Below are 22,344 nucleotides of genomic sequence, written 5' to 3' on the forward strand. Positions count from 1 at the left end.
TTTATATAATTTTACTGCTTATTTTTAATATATCCTTTTGTGATATAGACAACTTCACCACTAAGCAAAATCAAAGCTGTCATATTCGGCAATGCCATCAATCCATTGAACGTATCCGCCACCTCCCACGCAAGGTGCGGCGTCATCATACACCCTGGCAGAATCATCAGTACATAAACCATTTTGTAAAGAAACGCCGATTTTTCTCCAAACAGATATGCCGCCGTGCGCTCCCCAAAGTACGCCCAGCCAACCATTGTTGCAAAAGCAAACAATACGATCGAAATTGCAAGAAATTTATCTCCAAAAGGAATAACCGTCGAAAAAGCTTCCCCGGTCAAAGTCGTTCCATCGACATTTTCGATTCCGCGCGCCATATTGGAAAGATACACTTGCGGCTTATAGACACCGGAACTTAAGATTACAAGCGCTGTCATCGTACATACTACAATCGTATCGATAAACACTTCCAAGATTCCCCACATTCCCTGTATGGCAGGAGATTTCACATCTGATGCCGCATGCGCCATAACAGAAGAACCAAGCCCCGCTTCGTTGGAGAATACCCCTCGCGAAATACCGATTTTCATTGCCTGACGAATTCCATATCCTATCACTCCTCCTCCCACTGCTTTCATGCGAAAAGCCTCCGCAAAAATCATGCGTACTGCTCCCGGAACTTCCGCACGAAAATGAATGAGCACGAGCATTCCGCCTGCCATATAAAACAATGCCACAAATGGAACCACTTTTTCTGTCACTGCCGCAATCCGCTTCACACCACCTAAAATTACTGCCGCCACAACAAGTGTCACAACCGCTCCTGTAATGAACGGCGGAATAGAGAGACTTTCTTTTAATCCACTTGCCATGGAATTCGCCTGTGTCATATTTCCCATTCCAAATGATGCAAAAATACAGAATACAGCAAAAAGCACGGCAAGCCATTTACACCCAAGTCCACGCTCTATGTACACCATAGCGCCGCCAACCCATTCTCCCTTTCTATTTTTATAGCGATACCGTATCCCCAGAAGATTTTCCGCATAAATTGTCATCATCCCCAAAAACGCAGATACCCACATCCAAAAAATTGCTCCCGGTCCTCCTGCAATCAGCGCTGCCGCCACACCTGTGATATTCCCTGTTCCAAGTGTCGCTGCAAGCGCCGTACAAAAAGACTGAAACTGAGAGATAGAATGCTCTTCTTCGGTCCTGCGCACACGCCTGTCCCGAAACATCTCCCCCATTGTTTTTCCAAGCCAGATCCGCACCTTTGTAAACTGGAAAAATCCGGTGCGCACGGTAAACATCACTCCGACAAACAGAAAAACAGCGAGCATTCCCCGCCCCCAGATAAAACGGTTTACAACCGCATTGATTTCCTTTACATACTCCATAAAAAATCCCCCATATACTTGGCAATAATACCAAGTATATGAGGGATATGTTATAAAAAGTCCTACCGGATCTCCAATAGTTTCTGTTTCAGTTCATTTTCGATACGGTTCAATTCTGCTTCTGCCGTTCTTCTCTTTTCTTTTCCTTCCTGCTGAATCTTCATCACTTCATCCAGTGTAGAAATCAAAGATTCATTGGTTGCTTTCAGCGTCTCGATGTCGACAATGCCCCGCTCTGACTCTTTTGCAGTCTCCACCGTAGCAAGTTTGAGTTTTTCCGCATTCTTTCTCAATAATTCATTCGTCATATCAGTCACTTCCCGCTGAGCCTTTGCCGCACGAGAAGAATTTTCCACACCGATCGCCAAAACCATTTGACTTTTCCACAGTGGAATCGTATTTACCAACGTAGACTGAATCTTTTCAGACATCACCGTGTCATTGCTCTGCACAAGACGAATCTGCGGCGCCATCTGAAGCGAAATCGTCCGAGTCAGTTCCAGATCATGAATTTTCTTTTCAAACCGATTACACAGTGCATTCAGATCATTGACCGCCTGCGCATCTTCCGGCAGCCCTGACCGTGCAGCTTTCGCCTCCAGTTCAGGAAGCTCCGTCGTCGCAACATCCTGTAATTTTTTCTTCCCGGCTGCAATGTACATCGAAAGTTCTTTGAAATACGTTGTGTTCAGTTCATACATCTTATCCAGCATGGCAATGTCTTTCATAAGCTGTATCTGATGTCCTTCCAGCGCATCACAAATTTTATTCACATTCACTTCTGCCTTGTCATATTTCGCTTTCATATTGGCAAGCTTATTGCCGCCTTTTTTAAAGAATCCAAAAATCCCTTTTTCTTCCTCTTCCTCATCAAAGCTCTTAAGTTCCGTCACAACACCCGCAAGCATATCACCAACTTCGCCAAGATCCTTCGTCTTTACGTTCTCAAGTGCGCTTTCCGAAAAATCAGCAATCTTCTTCTGAGCCCCTGCTCCATACTGAAGAATTGCGTTTGAGCTTCTCAGATCGATCTTCGCCGCAAAATCCGCTACCATCTTTTTTTCTTCCGGTGTGAGCACGTCCAATTCCTCAACCTGCTCTTCTTTGACTTCCACGACTTCTTCTTTTGTCTCCCCAAACGGATCCAAGGTCAAAACCGGCGCTTCCTGCATCATCTCATTGATATCTTGTCCCATAAGCTTATGTCCTCCTACTATTTAAAATCTTTTTCTTTATATCCTTCTCTTGCGAGCATCATCTGCAGAACTGAAATATCCGTTGACACGTCAAACGCAGCATCCTGAAACAAATCATCTAAAAGCTTTTCAAATGCAAGACTGATGGTATCGAGTGTATTCTCAATCTCCTGCATCGCATTCGTGATATTCTCCCCTTTTACTTCCAAAGCATCAAACTCACGGTACGCATTCACAAGCTTCAGTGTTGTCGGCATATAATAGTCCATAAACTTATCCATCTCTTTTTTCTGCTCCGGATGTTTTTTCACTGACTCAAAAATACGGCGCACAACCTGCTCCAATCTGTCTAACTTTTCAGAAATAACTTCACCCGGAATATCGTCATTCGCCTCACGGATTGTCCTGATATACTCATCTCCGGTACGAATCATCTCCAAAATCTCAGGTGACATCTTCTCTTCCTGTTCTTTTCTTTTCGCCTCTTCCATCTCCCTCTGCCGAAGCGATTCCTCCGCCTGCAGATAATAGTCATATGCAATCCGATTAATCATCAGGCACGTCTCCTGCTTGTCCATGTACGCTTCCCGAAACACTTGTTTCTGAATCATCTTTCGAAGATCTTTCCTCGTCTCTGTCTCTGACTGATTCGACTTTTCTGCCAATTCCTTAATCTCACAGAAACCTCTTCCATTCAAGATCTCCACGTACTTTCTAGCCCGTCTGTATCTCTTGCGATAATGATTTCCTGTCGCAGACAAAATGATTCCTGCAAGCATTGGAATCAAAAGCACTCCAGGCCCCAGAACGATCTCGGCAAGACTTGCTGTACCTATCATCTCTAAAAAGGTCTTTGTAACCAGCAGAGCGATAATCCCCACAGCCGAAACAATACTCAATATCGTTCCTGCCACAATGCGTCCTGTCCCTTTTTTGATCTTTGGCGCAAGCACCATATTGATCTGCTTTTTCCCTACCGGTCTTGCATAGTTTGTCTGATAGACATTGCTTTGCTGGTTGGCCTGCGCCTGCTTTCTCAGATTATCAGCCTGTCTTTTCTGGCTCTCCTCATACTGCCTTCTCACTTTTTCCTTATATATTCTCGCCTCATCCAGCGCCTGATTCACCGTCTGGTTAATTGTCTGGTTCAGGCGATCATAATTCATCGACTCCACAGCGTTTTGCACCGTCTCTTGGATCTGTCTTCCAAGATTTGAAAAATCATTATCATACATATATCCGTCATATCCTTCCTGAATCATTCTTTCGCTTTTCCGGCAAAGCACACCGGCTTTGCCGGAGCAAACATTCCTCTACTTTTCAATCACCGTCTCAATCCTCTTTTTCAGAATCTCCTCACCGATGATCCCAGCCATCCTCATAACTTCATTTCCTTGTTTCATTATAACAAATGTCGGTACAATTTGGATACTATAATCTTTTGCAATTTCAGTTTCTTTTTCAATGTCTATTCTGACGACTTCCAGCTGTTCCTTATAGACCTCTTCTATCTCATCCACAACCGGCATCATCATATTACATTTCGAACACCAGTGCGCAAACAGAACAATCAGTGTAACCTGCATATGCCACCCTCCCGGACACTAGTGTACAGCTCGCCCTTATGGTTTACATCTTGCATTCAAGATGTCGCAGACCTCTTCAAACGAGCGTCTAATGCATTTTAGCTTACATGTCAGTTTCCTGTTATCATAGCAAAACTGACAAAACGAATGTTTCCACTTTCCTTTCCCCATAAGGTTCTCCTGTTCTATACACATACTTTCTATATAGAATATGCCGAAAGCTTCGAACTATTTCCTCGCTGCGATCAACTTATGGATCGGATTGCCAAGACTTGAGAACTTCTGCTCGTATTCTGTCATAATATTCCCCACATTCATCTTTTCATCGTGATGCAGGTCATATGTATGTGCCAGCAATTTCCATCCTGCTTCCGCCACCTGTTCCAAAGAGAACTCAAACAACTGGCTGTTATCTGTCTTAAATTCCACAACACCGTCTTGTGCCAGCACCTTGTCATACTGTCCAAAAAATCGAGTAGACGTAAGCCTTCTCCCGGCATGTCTTGCCTTCGGCCAAGGATCCGAAAAATTCAGGTAGATCTTTGCCACTTCGCCTTTTCCAAACACATCCGGCAGCGTGAAAGCATCCATACAGATAAAACGAATATTTTTCATATCACAAAATTCTTCTGTGTCGTATTTTTCCAATGCCCTCAGCAAAACACTCGAATAGCGCTCGATTCCAATATAGTTTATCTGCGGATTCTGCTTGGCAAGATTCAAGAGAAACTGCCCTTTCCCCATTCCAATCTCAATGTGAATCGGGTTCTCATTTCCAAAGACCGTATGCCACTTCCCTTTTTGTTCTATCTCATTCTTTATTGCAACCGGATGGTTCTGAATCACATCATCTGCACCCGGAATATTTCTAAGTCTCATACTCTTGCACCTCATTCTTTTTTTCTCAGTATATCTCGTCGGAGATATATCGTCAATTTATAGTTGCATTATTTTCGCAAAACCCTTTTTTTATTTCTTCTACTGTGTTACATTATTCATATCAGCTTGCACAAAAGGAGGGTTCACAATGAATTCTATTATCAGCAAATTGTCAGAAATTGAGACAGCCGCTACAGCCATTGTAAAGCATGCCGAATCAGAAAAAGACAGGCTCGATCAAAAGATGCAAAAAGACCAACAAAGATTCGACGAAGATCTGGCTGCAAGCACAAAAGAAAAACTGGATGCAATCCAGCAAAATCTGACTTCTAAAATGAATACGCAGCTACAGCAGCTGCAGTCAGAAAGTGAGCGAACCATTCATTCACTCACAAGGGAATACGAAATCAAGCATGAGCAATACGCTCACGAAATATTGAAACGCATTACAGAGGTATAATTATGGGAAATCTACTATCATATAGTGGAATCGTAACAAAGATACATGCAATGCAGGCCAAGCTTTTAACAGATGACCACTTCCGGGAAATTGCACAATTGTGCAACGTTGCCGAGGTGGTCACTTATTTGAAGAAACTTCCCGCGTACGCAAAAGCCTTTGAAACTGTAGATGAGAATACACTTCACCGTGGAGATGTCGAGAAGATCCTCATCCAGTCCCTTTACAACGATTACTCCAAACTGTATCGTTTCTCGGGTCTGGAACACCAACGATTTTTAAGACTGTATCTCAAACGCTATGAAGTTGATTTGATCAACTACTGTCTGCGAATTGTCTACAACCATTATGAGGAACCGTTTGATCTGAATCACAAAAAGCCGTTTTTTGACCGCTACTCCCAGATTTCAATCGACCGTCTGATTACTTCCAAGACCATGGAAGAATTAGTAGACAATCTGCAAGGCACAGAATATTACGCTCCACTGAAAATTTTACAGGAATCCGGGCAGCCCGTCGATCTGTTTGATTACGACCTCGCCCTCAACTTATATGAATTTACCTCCGTCTGGAAAGCGCGCAAAAAAACGCTCAAAGGATTGGAACTTAAGATTTTTACCCGCGACTGCGGAACGAAGATCGATTTGATTAATTTACAATGGATTTACCGTGCAAAAAAATACTATAACATGGATTCCATTCAGATTTACGCTTTTATCATTCCGGTTTATTTTCACATCAAACTTCCTGAGATAAAAACGTTGATCGAAAGCGAGTCATTGGACGAGTTCATGGAACTGCTCCGAAAGACTTATTACGGCAGACGGCAGCCCTTAGATCATGCATTTACCATTGAAAAGATGTATACGGACTGCCTGTCACGCCTTTACTCCACCGACCGCAGAGAACATCCGTATTCCATTGCTTCCATCAACTCCTATCTTTTCCAAAAAGAAGAGGAGCTAAGGAAGCTTACAACGGCATTGGAATGTATTCGCTATGGTCTGTCCGCTGGAGAAACATTAAAATATATAGGGGGTGTGAGACCACAATGATTGTAAAAATGAAATTTTTAAGTATCACCGGACCGAAAAATGACATTGACCGGGTAACGGATCTGTATTTCTCAAAATATGAGATTCAATTGGAAAATGCTCTTTCGGAATTAAAAACGGTCGATAACCTTCAGCCGTTTATCGAGATCAATCCATATAAAGATGCACTGGAAAAGGCGAATCAGTTCGTCGGATATCTGTCTGACAAAGAATCTCTTCCGGAAGTTCCGCTTTCGATGGAGGAGCTGTTCCAGACAATCCGTACAGCAAACAACAACTATATGGATCTCAAAGAAAAAGAACAGAACCTGAAAGAGGAACAAGAAGCACTGCGAGACAAACTCAAAGTGATCGAACCGTTTTCAGGTCTCGAATGCAACATCCACGACGTGATGCAGTATCACTTTATCAAATTCCGTTTTGGGCGTGTTGCACTGAACTATTATCACAAAGTAGAAAAATATGTAAGCGAGGATCTTAATGTAATCTTTTTAGAGGGCGGAAGAGATACAAGCTACGTATACGGCGTATACTTCTCCTCCCGCTCCGATTCCGAACGCATCGACGCTATTTTAAAATCACTGCATTTTGAGCGTATTTTCCTGCCGGATGAGTATGATACCACGCCGACTGATGCGTGCCGCACACTGGAAAAAAGTATTCATTCGATTGAGAAAAAAATCCGGCATATCGACGAAGAGATTGCTGAGATTCTCTCAAAAGACAGCGCAAAACTTGTCTCGGCACAAAAACGTCTGCAGGTACTCGCCAAGAACTTTGATGTGCGAAAGCTTGCTGCCTGTGTGGAAGACAAACACGATAACTTCTTTATATTATGCGGATGGATGTCCGAGGCTGACATCAGTTCCTTCCTCGAAGACGTCAAGCACGATCCGAACCTGTTTGTAGTGGTGGAAGATGACCACGAGACCTATTTCGGGGAGCCTCCGACAAAGTTGAAGAACCCGAAGATCTTCAAGCCATTTGAGATGTTTATCCGTATGTACGGACTTCCGGCACACAATGAGATGGATCCGACGATTTTTCTCGCGCTGACTTACACCTTTATCTTCGGCGCCATGTTCGGAGATGTTGGCCAGGGACTCTGTCTCGCAATCGGGGGCGGACTGCTCTACAAATTCAAAAAAATTGATCTTGCGGGGGTCATCTCGCTTGCCGGTATCTTTTCCACCTTTTTCGGCTTTATGTTCGGAAGTGTATTTGGATTTGAAAATATCATCGAGGCAAAATGGCTGCATCCGATTTCAGCTATGACGAGCCTTCCGTTTGTCGGTCAACTGAACACCGTATTTATCGTTGCAATCGCATTTGGAATGGGAATCATTCTCCTGTCCATGATTTTCCAGATTATCAACTCCCTGCGGGCGCATGATTTAGAAAACGCATGGTTCTCACCGAACGGGGTCGCCGGACTGATTTTCTATGGCTCTGTCGTATTGGCGATTGTCTTGTTTATGACAGGTCACAAGATGCCTGCTAACATTTTGCTCGCCGTGCTTTTCGGTGTCCCGGTTCTGATGATGGTCTTCAAGGAACCGCTCGCAAAAAAACTTGAAAAGCGCACCGGAAAAACAGAAGGCGGAAAAGTCATGTTTTTTGTACAGGCATTCTTCGAATTATTCGAAACAATGCTCAGTTACTTTTCCAACACACTTTCTTTTGTGCGTATCGGCGCTTTTGCTGTCAGCCATGCAGCGATGATGGAAGTTGTACTTATGCTTGGCGGCGCCACACAAAACAGCAGTCCAAATTGGATCGTCATTGTAGCCGGCAACATATTTGTCTGCCTGATGGAAGGGCTTGTTGTCGGAATCCAGGTGTTAAGACTGGAATATTATGAAATGTTCAGCCGCTTTTATAAAGGAAGCGGACGCGAATTCAAACCATATAATCAGAAAAATGTATAAACTCAGGAGGTTTTCATTATGACTTTAACAGTAAAATTAACTCTTATCGTAACTTTAATCTTAAGCATCATTCTTCCTTTCGGATACTATCTGATCGGTGAGAAAAACAAAAAGCGCTACAAAAAGGCAATCGGCGTCAATATCTTCTTTTACTTTGGCGCTTTTGTAATTGCAGGCATTATGATGTTTGGCGGTTCTGCGCAGGCTGCTGATGCAGCTACAACTGCTGCTTCTACCGCCACAGGACTTGGGTATATCGCCGCCGCTCTCGTTACCGGTTTAGCATGTATCGGTGGTGGTATCGCTGTTGCCAGTGCTGCAAGCGCTGCTCTTGGAGCAGTCAGCGAAGACTCCAGCATTTTTGGTAAATCCTTAATTTTTGCAGGTCTTGCAGAAGGTGTTTGTCTCTACGGACTGATCATCTCCTTCATGATCTTAGGTAAATTGTAATTATGAAGATGTTTTTGATCAGTGATAATGTCGATACGTACACAGGAATGCGACTCGCCGGCGTAGACGGTGTTGTTGTACACGAACGAAGTGAGCTTCACGACGCCCTGCAGAAAGTTATGGATGACAAATCCATCGGTATCGTTTTGCTCACCGAAAAATTCGGGCGGGAATTTCCCGATCTTATCGATGAGATCAAGCTCAAACGAAAACTACCGCTGCTTGTCGAAATTCCTGACCGTCACGGAACCGGCCGTAAAAAAGACTTTATCACATCTTATGTAAATGAAGCCATCGGCTTAAAACTATAGTAAAAGAAGGTGAAATCTTGACAATCGAAGAAAAATTAAAGTATCTGCAGGATGCTTCCATGGAAGATGCCAGAGCAATGGGCAACGAGATTATAAGTGAACATCAGGAGGCTTTAGACCAGATACTAAAAGAGCATAAAGAGACTGCCATCCGTCAGGCGGAACTCACCTTAAAAACAGAGACCGCCAACGCCAGACAATCTTTAAATAAGGCCATGGCAAGAGCACAGATCGAACTCAAACGCGAACAGGGAAAATGCCAGACAGACTTAAAAAACCGCTTGTTCAAACGTGTTCTTGTACTTGTAAAAGAATATATGAAGACAGATGACTACAAAAAAATTCTGGAAAAACGCATTCAAAAATCACTGGATTTTGCAGATGGTGAAGAAATTCTGATCTACATCAATCCAAGTGATGCGCATTTGAAAGATGATTTAGAAGCAAAAACCGGCGCCTCCCTCACCGTAAGCCGAGAGGATTTTATCGGTGGGACACGTGCCGTCATGCAAAAACGACGTATTCTGATCGACTACTCGTTTAAATCAGCACTCTCGGAAGAATACGACAATTTCTTGTTTTTAGGAGGTGACAACTATGTTTAGAACCGGAACAATTTATGGAGTAAACGGTCCTGTCATCTATCTGAAAGGAAATACCGGATTTAAAATGTCAGAGATGGTCTATGTAGGGAAAGAAAGATTAGTCGGCGAAGTTATCGCACTTGATAAAGATAAGACAACCATTCAGGTCTTTGAGGAGACGACCGGGTTACGTCCGGGAGAGACTGTTGAGGCTACTGGAGATGCCATCTCCGTAACCCTCGCCCCGGGAATTCTCAATAATATATTTGACGGTATTGAACGTCCACTGGAACGCATCGCCGAAAATTCCGGTGCATTTATCAGTCGTGGTGTGAGTGTAGATTCGCTGGATAAAGAAAAAAAATGGAAGACACATCTGACGGTCTCTATCGGAGATTCCGTTCACGGAGGTGATATCATTGCCGAAGTGCCTGAGACAACGGCCATCGTGCACAAATGCATGGTGCCTCCACATATCAGCGGGATTATCACTAAAGTCATGCCGGATGGAGTGTACACAATTGATGAACCGCTCGTAACAGTCGAGCTAAGCTCCGGCGAGACGATCGACCTGACTATGACTCAGAAATGGCCGATTCGTGTTCCCCGTCCAACGCACCACCGTTTTCCTGCGTCCGTTCCGCTCATCACCGGACAGCGTATTCTTGATACGATGTTCCCGATCGCAAAAGGCGGCACCGCCTGTGTTCCTGGTGGATTTGGAACCGGAAAGACAATGACACAGCACCAGATCGCAAAATGGTCCGATGCCGACATCATCATCTACATTGGCTGTGGAGAACGTGGAAATGAGATGACACAGGTACTGGAAGAATTTACAAAACTGGTGGATCCTAAATCTGGCAATCCTCTGATGGACCGAACCACTTTGATCGCCAATACTTCCAACATGCCGGTGGCGGCCCGTGAAGCGAGCATCTACACCGGTCTCACACTTGCAGAATACTACCGTGATATGGGATATGATGTGGCAATCATGGCAGACTCCACATCTCGTTGGGCAGAAGCACTTCGAGAGCTCTCAGGACGTCTTGAAGAAATGCCTGCGGAAGAAGGTTTCCCTGCTTATCTGGCATCACGCTTATCTGCGTTTTACGAGCGTGCGGGCATGATGCACAACTTAAACGGAACTGACGGCTCTGTATCTATTATCGGAGCTGTATCACCACAGGGCGGCGACTTCTCTGAGCCGGTTACACAGAATACCAAACGTTTTGTCAGATGTTTCTGGGGGCTTGATAAGAGCCTTGCGTATGCGAGACATTTCCCGGCAATCCACTGGCTGACAAGCTACAGTGAATATCTGCTCGATCTCGCCCCATGGTATAACGAACACGTTTCGCCAAAGTTTGTCGACTACCGCAATCAGCTGATGGCTCTTTTGAATCAAGAGAGCAGCCTGATGGAAATCGTAAAATTAATCGGAAGCGATGTGCTGCCGGACGACCAGAAACTCGTTTTGGAAATTGCCAAAGTCATCCGACTGGGATTCCTTCAGCAAAACGCATTTCATGCAGACGACACTTGTGTCTCATTAGAAAAGCAGTTCAAGATGATGGAAGTTATCTTGTATTTATATCAGAAATCAAAAGCACTCATCACACTGAACATGCCGATTTCTGTTCTGAAAGAAGAAGATATTTTCGAAAAGGTCATTGCGATCAAATACGATGTGCCAAATGACAAACTCGAACTATTTGATGAATATATGAAAAAAATCGATGCATTCTATGACCGGATTATGGAAAAGAACGCATAAAGGAGGAGGATTTGTATGGCAATTGAATATTTAGGCTTAAGCAGCATCAACGGTCCTCTGATCGTGCTGGAGGGTGTACAGGATGCGTTCTTTGATGAGATCGTAGAATTTGTAGTAAACGGAAACGAGCGTAAGTTAGGTCGCATCATTGAGATTTACGAGGATAAAGCAGTTATTCAGGTATTTGAAGGGACTGAAAATATGTCTCTGCTCAACACCCACACAAAACTCACCGGACATCCGATGGAGATCGCCCTCTCACCGGATATGCTCGGAAGAACATTTAACGGAATCGGGCAGCCGATTGACGATCTCGGTCCGATTACCTCAACGTTGACAAGAGATATCAACGGACTTCCGCTTAACCCGGTAAAACGTGAATATCCTAGAAACTATATCCGCACCGGTATCTCTGCAATCGACGGTCTGACCACACTGATTCGAGGACAGAAGCTTCCGATTTTTTCCGGAAACGGTCTTCCACACGACCAGCTTGCCGCTCAGATTGTAAAACAGGCTTCTCTCGGGGATGATTCCGATGAAGAATTTGCTATTGTATTTGCTGCGATGGGTGTCAAACATGACGTTGCGGAATTTTTCCAGCGCACCTTTGAAGAAAGCGGTGTATCCGACCACGTAGTCATGTTCCTGAATCTGGCAAACGATCCGGTCGTGGAGCGTCTTATCACACCAAAAGTAGCGCTCACCGTCGCAGAATATCTGGCATTTGAGCAGAACAAACATATCCTTGTCATTCTCACAGATATGACATCCTTTGCGGAGGCGATGCGTGAAGTATCCTCCTCCAAAGGCGAGATTCCAAGCCGAAAAGGATTCCCGGGATATCTTTATAGTGAACTCGCGACAATCTATGAACGCGCAGGAATTGTGGCAGGCGTCAACGGTTCGGTGACACAGCTGCCGATTCTGACAATGCCAAACGACGATATCACACACCCGATTCCTGACTTGACAGGATATATTACTGAAGGGCAGATTGTACTTGACCGTGCGCTCCATGGACAGTCCATCTACCCGCCAATCAACATTTTACCGTCCCTTTCCCGTCTGATGAAAGACGGTATCGGAGAGGGATACACTCGCGCGGACCATCAGGATCTTGCCAACCAGCTCTTTTCATCCTACGCCAAAGTAGGAGAAGCGAGAAACCTTGCCTCTGTCATCGGTGAAGATGAACTCTCCCCGATCGACAAAAAATACCTTGCCTTCGGAAAGGAATTCGAAGAACGCTATATCGGTCAGGGGCTGGAGGAAAACCGTACAATCGAAGAGACACTTGACCTTGGATGGGAACTTTTAAAAATGCTTCCAAGAGAAGAATTAGATCGTATTGACACAAAGATTTTGGAACAATTTTATGATAATCGTTCAGACTCATAGAAAGGGGGCGTTCTTATGGATCCTCGCACATTTCCCACAAAAGGAAATCTGATTCTTGCAAAGAATTCTCTGGCTCTTGCCAATCAGGGGTACGAACTTATGGATAAGAAAAGAAACATTCTGATCCGCGAACTGATGGAACTGATCGATCAGGCAAAGGACATTCAGGAACAGATTGATTCCACCTTCACACATGCATATAAATGCCTGCAGCACGCCAATATTGAACACGGTATCAGTCTCGTATCCCAACTTGCCTATACCGTCCCGATTGAGGATTCTATCAAGATTAAAAGCCGAAGCATTATGGGAACGGAAATTCCACTTGTGGATTACACTCCGGATGAGAATCAGCCGACTTACTCTTTCAGTACAACTGATGAGTCAATCGACCGTGCACGCGAAGCATTTCGCAAAGTAAAAGAGCTTACGATCAAATTATCCATGATTGAGAATGCAGCCTACCGGCTTGCGACCAATATTAAAAAAACACAAAAGCGTGCAAACGCTCTGAAAAATATTACAATTCCGACCTATACCACTTTAGTATCTTCCATTTCCAATGCTTTGGAGGAAAAAGAACGTGAAGAATTCACACGATTAAAAGTGATAAAACAGCGGAAAATATAATGGAATACACTATTCTATTCAAAAATGGAGTGAACTTTCTATTCACAAAGTTCACTCCATTTGCATGTTCCGCATATTTCTTTTCGCTTCCCCGGAAGTAAGATTTGTTCTGATACCAGCTTAGAAAAAGTATCCCAAGTCAAAACTACACCTTCTTCCAGACCGCAAAACGAAAGTACTTTCTGATCATATGCCCGAACAAGATCCGGCGTATTACAGCTTCCATTTTCTAAATTGGGGCATTTCTCGCAGATAACATCTGCGCACGTAACAATTTGCAAAGAAGGATTCTCTTGCATCTGTTCTAAAATCTTTCCCATATGCGCCACAAACAAATCACTATATCCTTCTCCTTGAAAAAATGCAAGGCACATTCCATGATGTGCCCGCAATAAAATCGGTTGCTTTTCCATAATCTCTCACTTTTTCAACTTAAAACTCAAACACTGCAACACCATATGGCGGTAAATCATAAGCAAATGAAAATGGTCTTCCGTCACATTCTTTTTTCACACTCTTATAAATCTCAGGACGTACTTTTCCCTCTCCACCATATTTCTTTTCATCACTGTCCAAAATCAGCTTATACTGCTTTCTCCTTGGAACGCCAACACGATATTCCGTTCTTTCCATCGGAGTAAAATTACATACAAACAAAAGATTCTTCTTGCCGTCTTTAGAATGTCTGATAAAGCTGTAGATACTTCTCTCCGCATCATCTGCATTCACCCATTCAAATCCTTCCGGTGAACAGTCTAATTCATACATCGCCTTATTCTTTTTATACAAATGAAGCAAATCTTTTGTAAATTCCTGCAACTGTCTATGCCAGTCTTCTGCAAGAAGAAACCAGTCTAATTCACGCGCTTCACTCCATTCCTGAAGCTGAGCAAAATCCTGTCCCATAAACAACAGTTTTTTACCAACATGTCCCATCATAAACGCATATCCGACTTTCAGGTTGGCAAATTTATCAAATCCAAGCCCAGGCATCTTATTTAGCATAGAGCACTTCAGATGCACCACTTCATCATGCGACAATACAAGAACATATTTTTCGCTATACGCATAACTCATGGCAAATGTCATCTGATTGTGGCACCCTTTTCTAAAATAAGGATCCAGTTTCATATACTCTGTAAAATCATGCATCCACCCCATGTTCCATTTTAAACTAAATCCAAGTCCATCATATTCTGCTGGCGCTGTTACTTTTGGCCAAGCTGTAGATTCCTCCGCAATCATGACAACTCCCGGATTTCTTCCAAGAACCACTGAATTCAAATGTTTAAAAAATTCGATTGCTTCAAGATTTTCATTGCTGCCGTATTTATTTGGAACCCACTGACCTTTTTCTTTTCCATAGTCCAAGTACAGCATAGATGCAACTGCATCTACTCGCAAGCCATCTACATGATAATGCTCTATCCAAAACAGCGCATTTGCAATCAGGAAATTTTGAACTTCTGACTTTCCATAGTCAAAAACCTTTGTTCCCCAATCAGGATGTTCTCCCTTTCTCGGATCTGCATACTCAAAGGTCGGTGTTCCATCAAAATCAGCCAGTCCATGTGCATCTTTCGGAAAATGCGCCGGCACCCAGTCAAGAATTACTCCAATCTTATTCTTATGGAAATAATCAATCATATACGCAAAATCTTCCGGTGTCCCGTATCTTGAAGTCGGGGCATAATATCCTGTCACCTGATATCCCCAAGATCCGTCAAAAGGATACTCAGCAATACCCATCAGCTCAATATGTGTATATCCCATCTCTTTGATATACTCTGTAGCTGCTTTGGCAAACTCTCTATATGTATAGAATCCGTCATCCTCTCTGCCCGGATGCCGCTTCCATGAACCGATATGCGCCTCGTAAATTGACATCGGCTCTTTATGATGATCCCAAGTTAATCTCCGCTCCATCCACTTGCTGTCTGTCCATCTAAGAGCACTGATATCCGTCACTTTCGATGCATTCCCCGGTCTGAGTTCTGCATAATTGGCAAATGGGTCCGCTTTATAAATATGATCCCCTTTGTATGTTTGAATACAATACTTATACAGTGCTCCTTCCTGCACATCAGGAACAAAACATGTATAAATACCAAGTGGCTCTTCCCTCTTCATCGGGTTCTTGTCGGCATCCCAATCATTAAATTCGCCAACTACCGAGACTTTCTCCGCATGTGGCGCCCATACTGCAAAATAAACACTCTGTTTTTCACCATCATTTACAATGTGAGCTCCTAGTTTTTTATAAATCTCATAATGAGTTCCCTGACCAAACAAATAATGGTCTAATTCTCCGATTTCGTATGCTTTTGTTTTATTTTTTTCCGCCATACTTTCACCTTCCCAGTTTATTTGGTATATACGTCTATTATACTTTAGCCACACATAAAAAGAAAGAGTTTTGTCACCAAAACTCTTTCTTCTTATTATCTAAAATCCTGTTCCTGCAAAACAATTCTTGAAGACTTGTTTTTCTTCTTACCAAATAATTTCTTTAGGAAACGTTTAAATGTCATTTTCTGAGAATGTGCAATCGCATCATCCATGATTTCTTTTACATCCGCAACTGTAACAATGCTCTCTTCTCTTTGCATAAGATCAATCCTGCTATATAATGCCAAAATTCCCATCTCATCAATCTTATATCCATTTTCTTTTGCATAAGTCTGAGCGAATGTTACCAGCTCATCATTAATAAATACCGGCAGTTCCAATCTGGACGTAAATTTTTTCTTAAAGTCCGGATATAATGCCAACATCTTATCAAGTGGTCTGCGCTCTTCCTCTAAAACTACAAGTAATTCTCCAGTCTGTTCTTCCATAAGATCATTCAGCTCTAAAACTGTCTTTTTATTCAGTTTCGATGCACGCTCAATGATAATCGCTCCACCATGCAGTTTCTCAATAATATGTGAAACATCTTTCTTATTCAATGATTCCGCTGTGACAATTCCAACTTTACCTTGTTTCAGCTTTCTGTTCTTTTGAATTGCCTTCACAATGTCTACCGCCAAAACTGTCTTTCCAGAGCCTTTCCGCCCTACAACAAGCAAGTTGGCTGTTCGAGATGTTCCATATCTCGTTCTGCATCTCTTGTCGTTCTCCAATACATCTACAATCTGCTCACTCATGCCGTGAACAGGAACAAAATAAGAGAATAATTTTTTCTGTTCTTCTGTCAGACCCGCTTTAATTCCAATCTCACTTTGTGCTTCCAGATCATAGCGTCCCTGCACGATAAAAGCAGTATCAAATGGTGAAGACGGCTCCGGACGTCTCTGTTCTTCTTTTTCCAAAGGCTCCTCTACTACTGTGTCATTCATCAAAGCTTTGGCAGAAATTGCAATCGCTTGTGTGTCTCCAAGCTTAATTCCTTCTGATTCCTCAATCTCTTCGATTTCTTCAATCTCTTCAAAATCTTCTGATTCTACTTCTTCAAAAGCTTCCTCGTCAAAACTTTCTTCATCAAACGGATCTTCCTCTACTTCTTCTGGTTCTGCTTTCTCTTCTTCCTGAACTGATTCTTCTGCCAGTTCCTCGATTGGTTCCTCTTCCTTCGTTTCCACTGTTTCGACTGTTTCTTCCTCCATTGTTTCCAATGGTTCAACAGTTTCTTCCTCCGGCGCTTCCACTTTCTCGCGCCTTGCCTTATTCTGCTTAATCTCAGCCGCTTCAGCTTCCAGTTCTTCCATTAACTGTCTGATATCATCTGGAAGAATACTTTCTTCTTCCACTTTTTGAGATTCCAGTTTCTCTTTGTCCCGTCTTGCTCTTTCTTGTTCTTCTTGAATTAATTGAGCATTTTCTTTTTGTTTCTCTTCCCAATTCTGTAGAATCTCTTCCACACTCATTTTAGAACTTTGAGAAAAAATTTCTTTGCTCACATCTTCATCTTCTGTTTCATCCAGCACTTGTGGCTCCTCGCTTGCTTCCGCCTCTTCCTCTGCTGGTACTTCCTCGATAATGTCTGTCTCTTCCTCTGCTGGGGCTTCCTCGATAGTCTCTGCCTCTTCCTCTGCTGGAGCTTCTTCGATAATCTCTGTCTCTTCCTCTGCTGGAGTTTCTTCGATAGTCTCTGCCTCTTCCTCTGCTGGAGCCTCCTCGATAGTCTCTGCCTCTTCCTCAACTGACTCTTCTTCTGCTACCGGTGTCTCTTCTATTTTTTCTGCTTCTTCTGCAGAAACTGCTTCCACTTTCGTTGTATTCTCTAGTGAAATCGCTGCATTCACTTCATCAACTTTCATTTCCACAGTCGGTTCTTCCACATTTTCAACTTTCTCTTCTTTCTTTTCGGCAACTGGCTCCACCTTTTTTACTGGTTTCTTTTCATCATTTCTATGATTATATTTCTCCTGCTGCAAAGGTGTCAAAGGTTTATATTTCATCTTTAATTCCATAGCCTGATATACATACTTTCCTTCACTGAACCATAGAATTAAATCATCACATTCTTCCAGGCATTCCGCCACCATACCCGCTTCGTGGTACAATTTCGCCAATTCATATGCCCATTTTTCCACATACTCGGCTTTTTTAAACTCTTCCAACGCTTCAATCTGCTGTGATAACGGTGCATTTTGGCTTTTCAAAATCTTATATCTCAAAATATATTGATTCGGATCTTTTGGAGCCATGGCAATAAACTCTTCATAACAGTCTGTTGCCTCTCTTACATCGTTCAATTTTAATGCCAGTGTTCCAAGACGATATACAATCTTTCTGCTTCCCGGAGCTCTGTCATATGCTATAAATAAAATCTCCCTACTCTTCTCATATTCTCCATTATACTCATAAATCTCACTTGCTGTACAAAGCATCGCTGCATTCTTAGCCTTACGCCAATCGATACTGTCTGCTATCTCCATCGCTTTTTTATATGATTTTTGTTCCATATACTCAAGCATCTGCTCTGTTCTTACTCGATATTCGTATTTATCCAAAGTATTCACCCCTATTATTATTTCTATGACCTTTCTATCTAGTCGAATTTTAGCTTTCTATATTCTGTTTTATTTTATCACAGGAGATAACCAATGTCAAAAAGATGTAACAAAAACGTAATAAAAATAAGGTTATCTTAAACTTCTATAAGATAACCTTATTCTGTATTTTATTGTTATTCTTTTATTTATTATTTCGGAGGAATATATCAATTATAAAACCTGTTGCCTTTTTTCACTTTATATGCAATTTATAACTCAAAGTTTCGATTATTCTTATTCTCTAATCCTAATCTGTTTTTCTGATGTTTCTTTACACATCTTATAACTGCTTTGAAGCTATGTGGTATTCCTCTTTTCAATATGTCTGCAAATATTTAATCTTCTGCTCCAGATGTTCTACTCTCCGAATAAATTCTTCTACTTGCTCTCTTTCTCTGGATTATACTCTATGGTAAAGGCTTTCATCACAGGTTCTTACATTTGCCATACCACCAACATATTGAATTGTAAATTCCGAACTATCCATTGGACTAAGCCTCCTTCTTTCTCCTATTTTCAGAAAATCTGTTTCTTTCAAGCTTTCTTACTTAAAAATCCTAATTCCCATTTCAGATTCTCTTTTCACCCCTCTTTTTACTTCCTTTCTCGTCAGATATAAAACGGATTTCAAAATTCTTTCTTACTTGAGAATATTAAATTTTACTTTCAGAAATTCTTCTTTTAGAAACCTTTTTGTTTTCTGAATCTCTTTTGTTTTGTTGAGTTTATAATAACACCACAGTCTTTATTTGTCAATACTATTTTTCTAAAACATTTATATTTTTTCATTTTTACATATGCACCATTTAATTATCTGAATATTTTATATTTTCAAGAAAATATACACTCATAAACCAAGCTTTTCAAACACATCCTGTCTCTTGCGTACCTTCGAAAAATCTGTTTTTTGTTCTGCCAGTACCTTCCCTGCTCTCCCTTTTCTGTTGAAACAGGTTCTGAAAATTCTTTGTATCCACGCAACCGGAAGGAATATCGGATACTTTTCTAAATATTTATACTGCAATTTAATCGTTTCATACGGAAGAAAAATCGCAGTAAGCCATACCTTCACCTGTCCTATCCACACTTTTTTATCGGAAGACGCCACATTTTGAATCCAATAGTTTTCCATAGTCCCATAAATTCCGCTATCAACCATCAATTCTGTCAGCTGGTCATAGAACGCATCGCTTTGCCCTTTTTCAAACCAAATATTCGCAAGTTTCTCCATATGATGTAAAAACGCTTTCAGACCTACTTTAGCAAGTTCCGTTTCAACATAATCCCAATCCATCTGATCTTTCATTTTCTTCTCAAACTGCCAAATATCAACAATGGAGCGAATTCCACTTCCGCCATTTTGAAAATGTTTGGCCATATGAACAATCACATAGACATAAAAATCCTCCCAGCTGTATTGCTGTATATATTTTTTCCCTTTCTCTGGTTTTGCTTTCTCCCAAGGATTTTTATAATACGAAGCAAACTGGCTGTTCTGTCCCACCAGACAATAGTGCATCTCAATATTCATAAACGGCTTTCGGAAATACACATGATGGTGATCGTCCCGATGATCACAATAATATCCAAGTTGCTGCAGAATCTCTTCTACTTCCTTTTCCTGCTCCAGTCGAAACAAAAGATCAAGATCCGCCATCATTCGCAGATCTGTCTTTGGATAACATTGCTTTAAAAAAATTCCTTTCAAGGGAATACAATAAATACCATTCGCCTCAAAAGCCTGCAAAAGCTCCTCTAAAGAAAAATGTTGTACCGTATCTCTTGCAGTTTCCATCTGCCATGCCTGCTCATACTTTTTTCGAACCTCCTGAGGAATTTGTTCCTTTCCCGAAATCTTATCTATTCCATGAGCCACAACCGCCTCAATCTTGTGAAATTTACAAATTCGATATAGCTTTTCCCAGTCCACGCCCTCATGTATCGTTGGCACTTCCCCTCCGGCAAGACTATATCGTATAATTTCAAACAGGTATCTGCACGCTTCTGCTCTACTCATAATCCACCTCTTTAAACTTTCTATTTTCAATCCGCACTGCCCGATCACAGCACTGTACTCCAGCCGCAGTGTGAGAAATACAAATAATTGTCTTTGTATTCATCTTTTTCAAATTCTGCAGTACATTCCATTCTGTCTCTTTATCCAAAGATGCAGTGCACTCATCCAACAAAAGAATTGGGGCATCATCCAAAATCGCACGTGCTATCGCAATCCGTTGAATCTGTCCCATAGAAAGACCTTCTCCACGCTCCGATAAAACAGTATCCAGTCCATTTGGCAATGTTTCAATATAATCCCATATGCAAGCTGCCCTTGCAGCTCTTTGAATTTCTTCATCCGTCACTTTCGGATTACAGAATGTAATATTTTCCCGTATTGTTCCTGACATAATCATATTCCCTTGCGGAACATAAGAGAATACAGTTCGCGTTCCCGCATCAATCTCCACTTTGCCGCATTCAGTTTCAAAATACAACTTACCACTGTCGCAAGGCATCAGATGCAAAAGCAGCTTCATAAGCGTGCTTTTTCCAATCCCCGACTCTCCTACGATTGCAATCAAATCTCCTTTCTGCACACGCAGAGACGTATTTTCGAGAACAGGTTCACCACCCGCATATGAAAAAGTAACTTTCTCTGCCACAATCGCATGAAACTCCTTATAGAACTTTTGGGCATCCAAAATTTTCGACTCCGCCTGCTCATCCGCCATCGCTTCCAACTCCATAAGTCGTTCTGCTGAAGCCTGCATACTGTAATATTGAGGTATTAAGCCGGAAACGTTTCGAAATGGTGCTTTGATCTGTTGAATAATCTGTAAAAACGCAGTCAACGTACCAAATGTCATGGTTCCAACAGAGATTTGTAATGCTCCCCACGCAAGCGCTGCATAATACCCTGCTGTGAACAACACATATACCATCGTATTTGCCAGATTACTGATTGTATTTCTTTTAATCCGCACTTTATAATTATCCTTTTGAAATTCATCCAATTTACCACCAACAGCATGCTCATTCACAAAAGATTTAATAACAATCAAGTTCTCCAAACACTCCTGCATATAGGAACGCACAATGCCATTCGTCCTTTGCACTTCTTTATGCAAATACTTGAAATGTCTGCTGTAAATTCTGCTGAATACACAGACAAGCCCGCCAATCAAAAGCACCAATCCTGTAAAACGCGCATCAATAGAAAACAAAACAAATAAGCCCGCCGCAATTTTCGTCAGCATAGAAATAGCTTGCGGAATCAATGACACAACTCCACCGACCACAATATCTACATCACTTGTCAATCGATTAAGTATCTCCCCGGAATGGATTTTACTGACTTCCTGATATTGTTTTTTCAAAATCATAGAAAAAACACCTTGTTTGATACGCATCTCAATTTTAGTAGTGACACGAATTCTCAGATTACTGCTTGCAATGTTCAGAACTGCCTGCAATAAAATCAGCATAACAAGAAAAAGCACTTGAAGCCACACACTTCCTTCTCTGCTTCCGGTTGCAATATCAAGAAGGCAGCTTGACACCAGCGCAAGCAAAATGAAACTTCCCGCAATCAGTCCGCTAAATACTGCCAACAAAAGAATCCATCCTAACGAACTCCTACTATAACTATATATCCATTGAAGAGAGGATATTTTTTTCTTTTCCATC

General features: G+C 42.1%; 19 protein-coding genes. 9 read left to right on the forward strand and 10 right to left on the reverse strand.

All coding sequences use genetic code 11. The features are described 5' to 3' along the window. Positions 1-11: 11 nt before the first annotated feature. From AC6I5B_RS17490 to trmB, 5 genes are all read right to left on the reverse strand, one after another. Positions 12-1,400: an alanine/glycine:cation symporter family protein gene (locus AC6I5B_RS17490; protein WP_117787385.1), complete on the reverse strand. Its 1,389-nt coding sequence runs from the start codon at positions 1,398-1,400 to the stop codon at positions 12-14. A 62-nt stretch (positions 1,401-1,462) separates the two neighbouring features. Next, complete coding sequence (locus tag AC6I5B_RS17495; protein ID WP_117787383.1) at positions 1,463-2,596, reverse strand: toxic anion resistance protein; 1,134 nt, start codon at positions 2,594-2,596, stop codon at positions 1,463-1,465. Positions 2,597-2,613: 17 nt separating this feature from the next. Continuing rightward, complete coding sequence (locus AC6I5B_RS17500) at positions 2,614-3,858, reverse strand: 5-bromo-4-chloroindolyl phosphate hydrolysis family protein (RefSeq protein WP_318253575.1); 1,245 nt, start codon at positions 3,856-3,858, stop codon at positions 2,614-2,616. Between the two features lie 51 nt (positions 3,859-3,909). After that, positions 3,910-4,182 carry a thioredoxin family protein gene (locus AC6I5B_RS17505; RefSeq protein ID WP_117787381.1) on the reverse strand — a complete coding sequence of 91 codons (273 nt, stop codon included), beginning with the start codon at positions 4,180-4,182 and terminating at the stop codon, positions 3,910-3,912. Between the two features lie 228 nt (positions 4,183-4,410). Beyond that, a complete protein-coding gene (trmB, locus tag AC6I5B_RS17510; protein WP_083382630.1) occupies positions 4,411-5,076 on the reverse strand; it encodes a tRNA (guanosine(46)-N7)-methyltransferase TrmB in 666 nt (221 codons plus the stop codon). A gap of 133 nt (positions 5,077-5,209) precedes the next feature. On the opposite strand from trmB, the gene AC6I5B_RS17515 reads away from it, so the two are divergent. The 9 genes from AC6I5B_RS17515 to AC6I5B_RS17555 are packed head-to-tail and all read left to right on the forward strand — an operon-like array spanning position 5,210 to position 13,660. Next, entirely contained in the window at positions 5,210-5,521 is a 312-nt protein-coding gene (locus tag AC6I5B_RS17515; protein ID WP_004613043.1) for a hypothetical protein, read from the forward strand. A gap of 2 nt (positions 5,522-5,523) precedes the next feature. Next, entirely contained in the window at positions 5,524-6,576 is a 1,053-nt protein-coding gene (locus AC6I5B_RS17520; protein ID WP_071143552.1) for a V0D/AC39 family V-type ATPase subunit, read from the forward strand. Beyond that, positions 6,573-8,504, forward strand: coding sequence for a V-type ATP synthase subunit I (locus tag AC6I5B_RS17525; protein ID WP_071143551.1), 1,932 nt, complete (start codon positions 6,573-6,575; stop codon positions 8,502-8,504). Before AC6I5B_RS17520 ends, AC6I5B_RS17525 begins: the two co-directional genes overlap by 4 nt. An 18-nt stretch (positions 8,505-8,522) precedes the next feature. Beyond that, positions 8,523-8,954 carry an ATP synthase subunit C gene (locus AC6I5B_RS17530; RefSeq protein WP_004613046.1) on the forward strand — a complete coding sequence of 144 codons (432 nt, stop codon included), beginning with the start codon at positions 8,523-8,525 and terminating at the stop codon, positions 8,952-8,954. 2 nt (positions 8,955-8,956) lie between these two features. Continuing rightward, entirely contained in the window at positions 8,957-9,265 is a 309-nt protein-coding gene (locus AC6I5B_RS17535) for a V-type ATP synthase subunit F (protein WP_004613047.1), read from the forward strand. Positions 9,266-9,282: 17 nt separating this feature from the next. Next, positions 9,283-9,870, forward strand: coding sequence for a V-type ATP synthase subunit E (locus AC6I5B_RS17540; RefSeq protein WP_071143550.1), 588 nt, complete (start codon positions 9,283-9,285; stop codon positions 9,868-9,870). Then, a complete protein-coding gene (locus tag AC6I5B_RS17545) occupies positions 9,863-11,629 on the forward strand; it encodes a V-type ATP synthase subunit A (protein WP_071143549.1) in 1,767 nt (588 codons plus the stop codon). Before AC6I5B_RS17540 ends, AC6I5B_RS17545 begins: the two co-directional genes overlap by 8 nt. Positions 11,630-11,644: 15 nt before the next feature. After that, complete coding sequence (locus AC6I5B_RS17550; protein ID WP_004613050.1) at positions 11,645-13,030, forward strand: V-type ATP synthase subunit B; 1,386 nt, start codon at positions 11,645-11,647, stop codon at positions 13,028-13,030. 15 nt (positions 13,031-13,045) lie between these two features. Beyond that, on the forward strand, positions 13,046-13,660 hold the full coding sequence (locus AC6I5B_RS17555) for a V-type ATP synthase subunit D (RefSeq protein WP_004613051.1): 615 nt from the start codon (positions 13,046-13,048) through the stop codon (positions 13,658-13,660). 38 nt (positions 13,661-13,698) lie between these two features. On the opposite strand, the gene AC6I5B_RS17560 is transcribed toward AC6I5B_RS17555, so the two are convergent. From AC6I5B_RS17560 to AC6I5B_RS17580, 5 genes are all read right to left on the reverse strand, one after another. Next, on the reverse strand, positions 13,699-14,073 hold the full coding sequence (locus tag AC6I5B_RS17560; protein ID WP_004613052.1) for a DUF1284 domain-containing protein: 375 nt from the start codon (positions 14,071-14,073) through the stop codon (positions 13,699-13,701). A gap of 19 nt (positions 14,074-14,092) precedes the next feature. Next, entirely contained in the window at positions 14,093-16,006 is a 1,914-nt protein-coding gene (gene glgB / locus AC6I5B_RS17565) for a 1,4-alpha-glucan branching protein GlgB (RefSeq protein WP_497773500.1), read from the reverse strand. 95 nt (positions 16,007-16,101) lie between these two features. Beyond that, positions 16,102-18,579 (reverse strand): hypothetical protein, encoded by a 2,478-nt coding sequence (locus AC6I5B_RS17570; protein ID WP_270607840.1) that lies wholly within the window; start codon positions 18,577-18,579, stop codon positions 16,102-16,104. Between the two features lie 925 nt (positions 18,580-19,504). Beyond that, positions 19,505-20,674, reverse strand: coding sequence for a nucleotidyltransferase domain-containing protein (locus AC6I5B_RS17575; RefSeq protein ID WP_270607767.1), 1,170 nt, complete (start codon positions 20,672-20,674; stop codon positions 19,505-19,507). Further along, positions 20,667-22,343 carry an ABC transporter ATP-binding protein gene (locus AC6I5B_RS17580; RefSeq protein ID WP_071143545.1) on the reverse strand — a complete coding sequence of 559 codons (1,677 nt, stop codon included), beginning with the start codon at positions 22,341-22,343 and terminating at the stop codon, positions 20,667-20,669. Before AC6I5B_RS17580 ends, AC6I5B_RS17575 begins: the two co-directional genes overlap by 8 nt. Position 22,344: the final 1 nt, after the last annotated feature.

It is taken from the genome of Faecalimonas nexilis, assembly GCF_059731825.1.